The following is a 12,469-nucleotide window of genomic DNA, read 5'->3' on the forward strand; positions in this document are numbered from 1 at the left end:
AAGGCAATGCTTATGCATTGCCTTTTTATTTGTTAAATTAAAATTTAAAATAAAGCTGTTAAGTTGAGCTTAGGGTGGTTATAAAAGTAATCGTCATTATTTTTTATTAAATTGATTGAATTGGGCCGAATGTCAGTCAGATAACATGACATATCCGCACCCATGCCAGTGTACAGCTGATCTTGAATCAGTTTAATTCGGCACTCTTTTAATCGCCATAAGGTATTAATAAGCTGTTGCCTATCAGTATAGCTAAATTTATTAAGTAGATAAATTTCATTGGGATGAAAGTATCGTTCAACCACACTGTATTTAATATCGTTAACTTCTATGTCAATGGCACAAGGTGTTAAGCTGATGATGAGAGCGACTTGATTATCTGAATGGCTAAAGCTGACAAAGTAGCGTATTTTATTTGAGTTAATATAATAAGGGTGTGCATGGTCATGAAATTCACCAACAATGTCAAAGCGGTGCATGGTGATTTGTAAAAGTGAACGCACACACGCAGATTGAGCCTTTTTTTGTTTAAGTCGCTGACGGCTTGTTTGTACCATTTTTGCAAATGCGATGATGACTTGTGGTGCAGGTTGTAAAAAAATGGCAGAGTGAATCTTAAGCATGATGATCAAAAAATAAAAAGCTCAAAACAGGCTGACCCTGATTTGAGCTTGCTTGACTGGTTATCATTAATAAGACAGTTCAGCACGACGATTTTGTGACCATGCTTCTTCATTTGTGCCAAATGCGATAGGGCGTTCTTCACCAAAACTGATAATCTCAACGCTGGCTTGATTAATGCCTTTACCAAGCAAATAGTTGCGTACCGCCACCGCACGGCGTTCCCCCAGTGACATATTATACTCACGACTACCACGCTCATCGGTATGACCTGCAACCAAAACACGAGCTGTTTGATTGGTGGTTAAAAATTGTGCTTGTTCGTCTAAGATGGCAGCAGCTTGCGGTTTAATCTCATCAGAATCAAAGTCAAAATAAACCAAACTGGGTAGCGTGCTTGCTAGAGCCTTAACGGTCTCATCATTATCTACCAAAGGTGCAACACCAGTATAGATAACCCCAGTGTAACCTGTGGGTGCATTAGGAGCAACCATAACTTGACTTGTTGATTTATTGGCACAGCCTGTCATAAAAGTTAGTACCGATAAAGCGGCGGCAGCGGCGGCAATTTGAATATGTAACATCATAAGGATACCAGATTTTGGCTTGTCAATTATTGTAACGGTTTATAGTGATTGTCAATTAATAAGGGTAAAAAAGTATTTATCAAGTAATAATCTTTCTTATATGTGAATATAATGACAAATTTATCACATTTTTACAAGGATTTTTTATCAAGATTAGGATATGTTCCAGCTTAATTATTAGTGATGAGCGTGTGATTATTTGGCATCGTTAAATTTATGAGTGCTAAAATTGCCAAATGATTAAAATTTTGCTAACATGATAGCCCCTTTGGTAGGCTTTATTTGGTATTGATGAGCAATAATAATATACCGAGTTAAATGGAATACCGAGTTAAATGGATTAACTTAACATACGCCAAAAACTTAACAACGAAAAGTAGATGATTATGACAGATACAGTACAAAAAGATACAGCACAGTCCCCCAAAAAAGTTTATCTAAAAGACTACACGCCGCCAGTATATGCAGTTGATAAAGTGGATTTGGATATCCGCTTGTTTGATGATCATGCTGTCGTTGGTGCCAAACTTAAAATGACACGAGCACACGCAGGCGAGCTTCGGCTTCTTGGGCGAGATTTAAAGCTTAAAAGCATTCACCTAAATGGTCAGGAATTAGAGTCGCAGGCGTATCATCTTGATAAGGAAGGCTTAACAATTTTAGATGCACCAAATGTCGCAGTGATTGAGACATTGGTTGAGATTTCACCACAAACCAACACAACACTTGAAGGGCTATATCAAGCAGGAACAGGTGACGATAAGATGTTTGTGACACAATGCGAACCTGAGGGTTTTCGCAAAATCACCTTTTTCCCTGACCGCCCTGATGTTTTGACAGAATACACCACACGCCTAGAAGCACCAAAGCATTTTAAAACCTTGCTTGCCAATGGTAATTTGGTTGAGTCAGGAGATGTGGATGAAAATCGCCATTATACCATTTGGCATGATCCTACCAAAAAACCCAGCTATCTATTCGCCGCTGTCATTGCCAATCTAGAAGTGCTTCAAGACCACTATACAACCATTGAAGGTCGAGAAGTTTTGCTTGAGGTGTATGCCGATGCTCAAGATATTGATAAATGTCATGTTGGTATGCAAGCGCTAAAAGATGCGATGAAGTGGGATGAAGATAATTATGGTCGTGCTTATGATTTAGATCGCTATATGATTGTGGCGACAGGTCAGTTTAATATGGGTGCGATGGAAAATAAGGGTTTAAATATCTTTAACACCAGTTGTGTATTATCAAGCCCCGAAACAACAACTGACGAACGCAGTTTTTTGGTTAAATCGGTGATCGCTCATGAGTACTTTCATAACTGGACGGGTAACCGCATTACTTGCCGTGATTGGTTCCAGTTATGCCTAAAAGAAGGATTTACTGTATTTCGTGACCAAAGTTTTTCAGGTGATTTTCGCTCAAAAGCGGTTCAGCGTATCGAAGATGTTGCTGTATTACGGGCAGCACAGTTTGCTGAAGATGCAGGTTCGTTAGCACACCCTGTTCGCCCTGAGAGCTTTGTTGAAATTAATAACTTTTATACAATGACCATCTATGAAAAAGGTGCAGAGATTGTCCGTATGATTGCCAATTTCTTGGGTAAAGAGAAATTTCGCCAAGGTTCGGATGAATATTTTGCTCGCTATGATGGTCAAGCGGTAACCGTTGAAGATTTCTTATCTGCGATGTCAGTGGCAGATGCTCGAGTGATGGATTTTTTAGCGTGGTATCGTCAGCCAGGCACACCAGTTGTATCAGGTGGCTATCGTGTTCTTGGCGATAAAGTTATTATTAATTTATCCCAAAAAACCCGCCATGTACCTAATTATGATGCACCCGTTGCACTACCAATCCCCGTAGATACGGCAATTTTTGATAGCCTAACAGGTGAGATGTTGGCAAGCAGAATGTTGCTTTTGACAACAGATAATGCACAATTTGAATTTGATCACATTCAGCTGTCTGATGGTGCTCATCCTGTGGTATCAGTGTTGCGTAATTTTTCAGCACCTGTCAAGATTGACTTTGATTATACAGATGAAGATTTGGCAAGTTTGGTGGCGTTTGAAAGTGAGGGATTCAACCGTTGGCAAGCACTGCAAATACTGATGAATCGATGGTTATCCGGTAGCGTAGAGGACGCCACTTTAATCATTTCAGTTATCCAAAAAGCTGTTGATGAATTGATTGAAGATGATCCTATGCTGGCAGCACGATTATTTGATATTCCAAGCCAAAAAGAGCTTGCGATGGCTTATGATGAAAATTATGACCCTATCAGTGTTAAAGCTCGCCGAGATGAATTGATTGGCAAAATTGCTGATGGTTTGCTAGAAAATACCAAGCTTTGGTATCAAAAATTACCATTACAAGCGTATGAAGACACACCGCAGGCACGAGGTCGCCGTTTATTGCGTAATGTTTTATTGAATTTGCGTTTGACGGCAGGCGATGAGATGGCTCATCAAGATGCTTATCATCAATACGATAATGCGTCTTGCATGAGTGAGCGACTGGGTGCTTTGATGGCAATGATTGAGCATAATTTGGATAAAAAAGACAGCTATCTTGATGATTTTTATGCCAAATTTAGCCATGAAGATTTGGTGATTGATGCTTGGTTTGTCGCACAAGCAACGCCAGATAGTACCAGTGTCTCTCAAATAGCCTCACTCATGGAGCGTACCGATTATGATTGGAACACACCAAATCGTGTACGCACGACCTTAAGTGCTTTGGCTGCCAAACCTGTGCAACTTTGGACAGCTGAGGGTCTTGATTTGTATTTGTCATCGGTTGTACGCTTAGATGGTAGCAATCCGCAGTTGGCGGCACGCTTGCTTTCTGCGTTGGCTCGTTGGAATACTTTGACAGCTGATAAAAAAGCGATGGCTCAAGAAAAACTGGCTGCAGTTACTTCTCAGGTTTCATCAAAAAATGTGCTTGAATTTTTGCAAAATATGCAAACGGTAGCATAAGTATCAGTCATTTTAATTCGGGCAGGTAACCGCTTGCCCGTTTTATTATTTGATGATTTTTATTCTCATCAGGATAGTCTTTTATTAACTTAACTAAACAAATATTAACTCAACAAAGAATGCAATCTTATCTTAGTCATAAAATCACTTGATAGCCATGTCTGATACCCATGCTGTTCGACCGCCGTTATATTATCGTTTGGCAACCGTGATGCTTGCACCCATTTATCGGCAAATGGTTATCAAAAAATCCAAAAATAAGCCAACGCTTAAGCGGGAGTTAAATGAGCGTTTTGCTAAGCACTATCAGCCGCCACCTGTTGGCAGGCTAGGCGTTATTTGGTGTCATGCCGTTTCTTTGGGTGAGCTAAATACAGTATACCCATTATTGCTTAAGCTTTTGAATCACGGTTATGGGCTGTGGGTAACGAGTACCACCCAAACAGGTTTTGAGCGTGCGGCTAAATTATTTGATAATGAAATCCGATTGGGGCGTGTGGCACATAGTTTTGTACCTGTAGATACGCCTTCGGTGATTGATACTTTTTTAACGCATGTCAAGCCCATTGCAGCATTGTTCATTGAAACAGAGCTTTGGGCTAATACTTTATATGCCTGCCGAAAACATGGCATTAAAACATTAATGATTAACGCACGCTTAACCCAAAAATCTTATCTAGGATATGCCAAAATTGCCAAAGTAAGCCAAACGATGATGGCAAATCTTGATGGTATCATTGCTCAAGATGCCAGCTCTGCAAAGCGATTTGGACAGCTGGGCAGGGTTTATATTGTCCAAAGTGATTCGTTAAAATGGGCAAGTGTCAGTACGCTAAGCGATGCCCAGTTGGCAGCCGTTAACATCCTAACAAGGCAGCTTAATCAAGCATGTAAAACATACATTTGGGTGATGGCAAGTTCGCATGATGGTGAGGAGTGCATTGCCCTAAAGGCACATCAGCAATTTTTACAAAAATTCCCCAATGCACTACTCATCCTTGTGCCAAGACATCCTGAGCGATTTGAAGTCGTCCACCAAATGTGTTTACAAGGTGGTTTTTTGACTGCTCGCCGTTCAATGGGTGAAACCATTAGCCCAAAGACACAAATTTATCTTGCCGATACGATGGGGGAGCTACTTTCTTGGTATCAAGTCGCTCAGATTGCGGTAGTTGGCGGCTCGTTTGTGCCAATTGGAGGGCATAATCCCATTGAACCTGCCAGCCTTGCTACACCTGTTATTATGGGTGCTTATGATGATAATTGTAAGGATTTGGTTGAAGCACTAAAACAGGTTGGTGCATTGGTACAACTGCCAGATGAGCCTAATATTTCAGAGCAATTATTTAAAAGCTTATTGCAGGCATCTTTATCTCAATGGACGGGCAGATCAGGTGCTGTATTGGTACAACAAAAACAGCGTGCTTTACAAGAGCAGTTTTTATTTGTGCTGCGTATGATTTAGCCATATGTTATGCAAAAATAATCATGTTATTTTTTAAACCATCTAAATGATATAGTGTGTAATCAGGGTAGGCATCTCCTAAGACATCTTAAGACTTTACCGAATTGGATGGGTGTGATTTGATTATTAAAGCTGTGCTAAACTTGAACCAACATCGACGACTATCTTAATCACATATCATCACTCATGAATATTATTTTATTAAACGATAACGATTTTATCACCGCCGACAGTGCCGTTATTCATAATCAGTCAACCATTGTACATCTAAAAACGGTATTAAATGTACACCATGGCGATTTTATAAAGTTGGGAAAGCTGGGGGGCAATATGGGTCATGGCAGGATTGTCCATATGGATGAAAATCAGGTGATATTATCAGAGATTACTTTGACCAAGTCGCCACCTTGTAAACTTAATCTTGTGGTTGTTTTGGCACTACCACGCCCAAAAGTTTTAAGAAGGCTGGTGATGGATATGACAGCAGCAGGTGTTCGCCATATGGTCTTTATTAACAGTTATCGTACGGATAAGTCCTATTGGAGTTCACCATTACTGTCACGATTGGATGAATTTGTCATCGAGGGTCTGCAACAAGGCATAGATACAATAACTCCACAGATAACACTTGCCAAACGGTTTAAGCCATTTGTGCAAGATGACTTGCCAAGCCTTATCGGTGATGGCGGTGCAATTGTGGCACACCCTTATGCCGAAGAACACTTTGGTAAACTCACCCAAAACCAGTTACCACAAGTTTTGGTTGTGGGGGCAGAAGGTGGATTTATTCCTTATGAAATTCAGCTTTTGGACAGTGTAGGCGTTCAAGCTGCCAGTTTGGGCAAGCGAATTTTACGCACTGAAGCTGCGGTCAATGCGTTACTGGGTAGATGGCTATAATCAATCACTAAAGTATCATTAACGGTGCTATTTTTGATAAAAAGTGCGTGTTGTTGATAAAGATGGTGCAATTGATATGGGTGATGGGGATATCATCTGTGGCGGTGATGTTAAGTGTGAAGATGAATTTAATGCAGACAATGAGATAATGTCATCAGCCATTTGCCTGCCCAATTGTTGATAACCTAAATGGGTAAAATGTACCCCATCTTTGGTAGCTTTGCCACTTTTCATCCACTGCTTCATTGAGCAGCTGCCACCCATGGCCGATTGCCAATCCCAAAAAAGCGTGTGTTTATTTTGGGCAGTTTGACGCTGCACTTCTTGAATGGCATGTAAAGTTGGTGGGCGTACACCGCAGCTGCCTGCTGTATTTTTTAGCACCTCAGGCGACGAGACAATCATAATCGCTGAATGTGGCGATGCTTGACGAATTTGTTCAATACGCTCATCTAATACGGTAGCGATGCGTTCGGCACTAAGATTGTTATAAGCTTCATTTGTGCCATAGGCAAGTATGATTAGCTCAGGTGCAATGGTTGCCAACTCTTGTTGCCATGCGTTTTGATTCCAGCGGCTCCAATGTGATAGCTCTGCACCATTGATACCAAGCGATGAGACAATGGCACCAAGTTCATGTTTTGACCTACCCCACCAGCCACCAATGGCGGTATTTGTCATACTGCCTTCAGCAGTGAGCGTAAAAGGCAATTTGGCATCAAAAGTTGTGGTTTGCCAAGTATCGTTTTTAATCGGTGCTTCAAGTATCAGATGATTGCCATCTGCATCACTGATTTTAAATAAGCCATCAGTGGCACTTTGGCGAATGCTGACGGTCATTGATTGCATAGGCTCTTGATTTTTTGCTTTAATAGTCAGCGTACTGCCTGAAAAATTTGGCTTAGCGATTAAACCGCCTAATGTATAATCCTCATTTTGATTGCGGCGACTTGAGATGGGTGTCCATTGATAATTATCATAGCCATAGCGTGCCATACGCTGACCGCTAAAATACATCGGCATCGCCCAGCCCATACCACCGTTACCATAGCGACTTTGTAACTGACTACGCAGTGCTTCGGTCATGCTGTCGCCTGCAGTATGTGAGTCGCCCAGCTGTACGATATGGATGCGGTTATTATTGAGAGCTTGAATGAGCTGATCGGTATTTGGATCTTGATAATTGGTTAAATAATTTGCCGATGTGCTCATTGACATGGCTAACACAGATAACGCAAAAAATTGTTTCATAAATTTGCCTAATAGATATTATGGTATGATGGTGATTTGATCTTGTACAGCTTGGGCGATTAACTTTTGTCCTTTGACACTAAAATGAATACCATCAGCGGTACGCATTTTAACGCTTTTTCCATCTTGTATCAGATAATCATTATAAATATCATCGCTTGTGCCTAATAGCTTGCGTGAATCAATGATAAGTACATGATGGCGTTTTAGTTCATCTTGCATAATCTGATTTAGATAAATCATCTGCTTATTGAGCTTTTGTTTTTTCATATTTGGCGGTGTGATCCAAATGACTTGCGTATTGTGATTTTTGGCACTGTCCAAAATATCCATCATACGCTGACGGTAGCCCATCTCCCATTCTGGCGTTTGGAATTTTAATTGACCGCCATTGACCAAATCAGGCATATCCCAAGGGTCATTAGGCCCCAAAAATACAACCAAAATTTTGATATTGGCATTGATGGACAGTGTCTCTTTGATGGTTTTTGGCCAATTAAATAGGCTTGGATAAGCCAAACCTGTACTTTGTTTGGCAAGATTGACGGATTTGATGTTGTAATTTTTTTGAAGATATTGCTGGATATGCGGTGCGACGCCTTGCATCATTGAGTCGCCAGCAAAAAAAATCTCATCACCTGAATGTATTACATAAGGATTGTCAGGTTTGGCCTCTGATACGCCAACATTATCCATCTGTGCAGCGGGCGTAGATTCAAGGCTTTTTGCCATCATTGCCTGATATTTGGGGGTATAAGCCAAATTGTCATTAAAATAATCAACAATTTGCTGATTTTTCTGGTTAATAGCACTGGTTAAATCACCATGCCAAGCATACAGTTTATTGCCGATATCACCACCCATTTTCCAAGCAGGATAACGATCAAGTAAGCTTAAAGGGCTGCTTTTGTGATAAGTTTGTAGATAATATGCATTAATGGAATTTTGCATTATCCATACACCAAGTGTGGCAAATAAGCACAGCACTATCAGCAAATAGCTGTAACTTTTGCCGTGAAAATAAGGCTTGGGGCGCAGCTTTAGCCGAATATGCTTAGGCTCAGGGTATTGCTTGGTTTGGGCGACCTTTGAGATTGGTTGATTAGAAGTTTGCATAAATAAATCCTGGAATGCCTGACGGCGCAAAAATAACAACAATCATCAAACAAACAAATAAAAGACTGATTAGGATGGGCTTGGGCAATAGACTACCAAGGCGAATAATATTAAGAGTTTGGCGTGTGTAGATGGGGTAGATGAACCAAGCTATCATAAAAAGTGCCAGTATAAACAGCGGATTACCACTCCAAGCAATGTTGGTATGGTTGTATGCCAATGCCTCAAAAATTTGTATTGCCTCACTCCAGCTGGTTGCACGAAAAAACACAAAACAAAATGCCACAAAATGAATGGTCACAAAAATCCCAATCACTTTACCTAGCCAACTGTGGCGATATAGTGCATTGCGTGCATGTTTGGCATCGACAGCATAAATATTTTGGTAGAGTTTATCGGTACAATTTAACCAAATGATGGCAAGCCCATGCAACACGCCCCAAAGTAGAAAATTCACACTAGAGCCATGCCAAATGCCTGATAATGCCATGGCAATTAATAAATTGACTTGGGTTTTTATAAAGCCCTGGCGACTGCCCCCTAAGGGAATATAGATATAATCACGAATCCATGTAGATAAACTAATGTGCCACCTATCCCAAAAAACACGAATATTATGTGCGATTAATGGTGCTTTAAAGTTGACAGGCAAGCGAAAACCAATCAATAAACCAAATGCTACCATCATCTCACTGTACCCCGAAAAGTCCAAAAATAGCTGTAGCGTATAGCCATAAATTGCGACTAATACCTCTAAGCTATGATATTGCATGGGATTGGCAAAGATGGGATTGACCCAATGGTCAGCCAACCAGCCTGCCAGCCACCATTTTTTAATGAGTGCTAATAAAATCAGGCAAAGTGCGATGGTGGGAAATAAAATACGGCGTGGATTTTGGCTGATGATTTGTTCGCTCATACCACAAGGATTGCCCTCAATATCAGTCAGTCCTGATACCGACTTGGTGCGTGCGATAGGTCCTGCACTGATTGTCCCAAAAAAGGATAAGTGGTGCAACAGTGCCATAAAACTTAACTGAGGTACATCATATTCATCATAATAACGACTGACCATATAACTGATGGCTTGGAATGAATAATAAGAAATACCGAGCGGAAAAATGATATTTGCCATCACCCCTGATGAATCCAGCTGCATGGCATCAAGGCTGTACTTAATCCCTTCTCGGAAAAAATCATAATATTTAAAAATGCTCAACTGAATCAGTGTGATGGCAATCCCTAAAATCAGCCAAAATTTCTTGATTTTAGAGCCATTCATCATCTTTGTGATGAAAAATACAAATATTGTATAGCCAAATAAAATCTCTGTCGCAAGCGTACCTGCCATTAGATAAATGACCGTATAGCTAAATAGGATAATGAGAAAATTTTGGAATTTTGGTGTTTGGCGAAACAGCCAATAAATTGCCAAAAAACCAATGAACATTAAAGTAAATTCTAAAGACAGAAAAGAAAACATGGCTCAATTCTATAAAAACCAAGAAAATCACTTATTTTAACACATTATGATTTTATGATTCATACATTTAAATATGCTTGCTAAGTCTGATATCAAGCAGGATTTTTGAAGGCGATGATATGCAGATATCGCCCCATGGCACGAAAAGGCAGCTGGCGTGAGTATTCAAGTTCCATCGCAACCACATCGTCGGGGTTATTTAGGCCACCACGCTTCAGGGGTGCATAATCTGAAAATACCCGAATACCTGAGCGAATACTGATTTTATAATAATGAGCAATTAGCCATGCTTCGACGGTATCGGGGGCGACAGGGTGATTGGGCGTTAAACTTTTATCATCAGCAGGGCGAGGCGTATTAAGCTGATAAAAATTTCCCATGATTAAATTACGATAAATTTTACTGGCAGGATTATAAAAACACAAAGACAGCATGCCACCATCTGCCAAATACTGATCAAAAAAAGTCATGATTTTTTCAGGCTCGCCCAACCACTCAAGTAGTGCATGACATAAGATAATATCAAACTGCTCACCTGCCAAATGATTTGACAATGCCTGATAAGGGCAAGTGATAAACCGTACTTGATCATATACCCCAAGCGATTTGGCATGATCTTTTGCCATATCTAGCATATTGGTTGAAATGTCATTGACCGTTACATGATGATCTGATGCCAAAGATAGGCTAATCTGAGCCAGTCCTGCGCCCACATCTAAGATGCGTAAAGGGCGATTGAGCATAAGCTGATCCATCGCTTCGCTTAAATCTTGCTGAAGCACGGCTAAGCGAATGCGTCCTTTAAGACCGCCATATACTTTTTTGGCAAAGTGTTCGCTAATGGCATCAAAATTTCTATCGTTGGTGATGGTCATAGTTAATTGATAAATAAAATAAAGCAACCAAATGTAAAGGTTGGTGTGCGTGATTTGTTGATGAATTGTGTTATAATAAGGGCATTTTCGCCAATCAAGTATTATAGCACAGCGTGCTTTTCTTCGATAAATTTTATAAATTGGCTTTTGAGTGATGAGCATCTTTATGAAAAAATCTACCATCCAATATTTAAGCTTACCAACTGCTGCACTATTAACGCTGGCTGGTTGTAGTCATGACAACCACCGTGATGATGAGATGGCGGTGGCTGAGCCTGTCGTTCAGCAGATTGATGACATTTGCCAAGCACCAGCCATGCAAGCAAATCTACAAAATGGTATCAAGCAGTCCATTCTTGATGCCGTGATGAGCCAAATGACGGATGCAGACCCCAACCAACGCCTCGCCATACAAAATACCATTGGTCAGCAGCTGAATACTTTACAAATCACCACCCAAAATGCCACGAATTTTGCCGATAGCTGTATGGCGGATGTACATATAACGGTAAACCCCCAAGATTTGGCGAATGCAGAATTTGCTTTTGCTCGTTCAGGGGTAACTTTATTACAGCGTGCTAGCCAAGATCAAGTTGAGTTTTATAATGGCACAATTGTCGCCAAACAAATAACTTATCAAATGGTCAATGGTAATGTGGTGATGTATGGCAACAATCATAATGCCATTCTTCTGATTGCCGATATTTTGGCAGCTTCTACAAGCAGTTTGCCACAAGTATCCATACAATCTGATGTTACCGCACGACCACAAGCAATTGAGCGACTGCCAGAGGCACCAATAGCTATGCCATCAAATCCTCAAGAAGATTCTAGTGTAACGACGTACATTGAACAAAAGCCAGCACCTAACGCACAGGTGTCATCTCGCCCACGCAGCGAGATGTCTTCAAATAATTCAGCACAGACACCCACACAAAACTCGGTAGGGCAATCTTCTGCAGCTGGTAGCACCCCTCGTGTGGATCGTGATAGTCAAGCCAAAGCCAATACCGAGCGTACCACCGAGCGTTCTGCAAATAAGACATCTCAAGACTTACCACACCCACAGCCACCAACGGCGAATGCCAGTAGTGATGGCAAAACAAGTATCAGTATCGTTGAGTCAAACGAAACCTATTGATTGCCGTTTGACCCTGAAATCAAAAAACCCTTTTGACCATCAAAAA

10 protein-coding genes are annotated in these 12,469 nt (G+C 40.7%); 4 read left to right on the plus strand and 6 right to left on the minus strand.

Annotated elements, in window-relative coordinates; genetic code table 11:
• Window positions 1-44: 44 nt before the first annotated feature.
• Together HMPREF2573_RS02400 and pal are read right to left on the minus strand one after the other, a co-directional pair.
• On the minus strand, window positions 45-623 hold the full coding sequence (locus tag HMPREF2573_RS02400) for a 4'-phosphopantetheinyl transferase family protein (protein ID WP_070472442.1): 579 nt from the start codon (window positions 621-623) through the stop codon (window positions 45-47).
• A gap of 66 nt (window positions 624-689) precedes the next feature.
• Complete coding sequence (gene pal, locus HMPREF2573_RS02405; RefSeq protein ID WP_003657595.1) at window positions 690-1,205, minus strand: peptidoglycan-associated lipoprotein Pal; 516 nt, start codon at window positions 1,203-1,205, stop codon at window positions 690-692.
• Between the two features lie 383 nt (window positions 1,206-1,588).
• Between pal and pepN the strand changes: the two genes are divergently transcribed.
• From pepN to HMPREF2573_RS02420, 3 genes are all read left to right on the plus strand, one after another.
• Window positions 1,589-4,192, plus strand: coding sequence for an aminopeptidase N (pepN, locus tag HMPREF2573_RS02410; protein WP_070472445.1), 2,604 nt, complete (start codon window positions 1,589-1,591; stop codon window positions 4,190-4,192).
• 157 nt (window positions 4,193-4,349) lie between these two features.
• Complete coding sequence (locus HMPREF2573_RS02415; protein ID WP_070472448.1) at window positions 4,350-5,657, plus strand: 3-deoxy-D-manno-octulosonic acid transferase; 1,308 nt, start codon at window positions 4,350-4,352, stop codon at window positions 5,655-5,657.
• 186 nt (window positions 5,658-5,843) lie between these two features.
• Entirely contained in the window at window positions 5,844-6,557 is a 714-nt protein-coding gene (locus HMPREF2573_RS02420) for a 16S rRNA (uracil(1498)-N(3))-methyltransferase (protein ID WP_003665663.1), read from the plus strand.
• Window positions 6,558-6,584: 27 nt separating this feature from the next.
• On the opposite strand, the gene HMPREF2573_RS02425 is transcribed toward HMPREF2573_RS02420, so the two are convergent.
• The 4 genes from HMPREF2573_RS02425 to HMPREF2573_RS02440 all read right to left on the minus strand — a co-directional run bounded on the left by HMPREF2573_RS02425 (window position 6,585) and on the right by HMPREF2573_RS02440 (window position 11,444).
• A complete protein-coding gene (locus tag HMPREF2573_RS02425; protein WP_049166805.1) occupies window positions 6,585-7,808 on the minus strand; it encodes a GDSL-type esterase/lipase family protein in 1,224 nt (407 codons plus the stop codon).
• Between the two features lie 18 nt (window positions 7,809-7,826).
• The gene (locus HMPREF2573_RS02430; RefSeq protein ID WP_013108102.1) at window positions 7,827-8,924 is read right to left on the minus strand and encodes an SGNH/GDSL hydrolase family protein; all 1,098 of its coding nucleotides are present in this window, start codon (window positions 8,922-8,924) and stop codon (window positions 7,827-7,829) included.
• Window positions 8,911-10,407: an MBOAT family O-acyltransferase gene (locus HMPREF2573_RS02435; protein ID WP_003673321.1), complete on the minus strand. Its 1,497-nt coding sequence runs from the start codon at window positions 10,405-10,407 to the stop codon at window positions 8,911-8,913. Before HMPREF2573_RS02435 ends, HMPREF2573_RS02430 begins: the two co-directional genes overlap by 14 nt.
• A 92-nt stretch (window positions 10,408-10,499) precedes the next feature.
• Window positions 10,500-11,444: a methyltransferase domain-containing protein gene (locus HMPREF2573_RS02440; protein WP_003660328.1), complete on the minus strand. Its 945-nt coding sequence runs from the start codon at window positions 11,442-11,444 to the stop codon at window positions 10,500-10,502.
• A 4-nt stretch (window positions 11,445-11,448) separates the two neighbouring features.
• On the opposite strand from HMPREF2573_RS02440, the gene HMPREF2573_RS02445 reads away from it, so the two are divergent.
• Window positions 11,449-12,423, plus strand: a complete 975-nt coding sequence (locus tag HMPREF2573_RS02445; protein WP_003660327.1) for a hypothetical protein — start codon at window positions 11,449-11,451, stop codon at window positions 12,421-12,423.
• The last annotated feature ends 46 nt before the right edge of the window (window positions 12,424-12,469 follow it).

The sequence above is a fragment of the Moraxella sp. HMSC061H09 genome (assembly GCF_001809255.1).
Lineage (GTDB): Bacteria > Pseudomonadota > Gammaproteobacteria > Pseudomonadales > Moraxellaceae > Moraxella > Moraxella catarrhalis.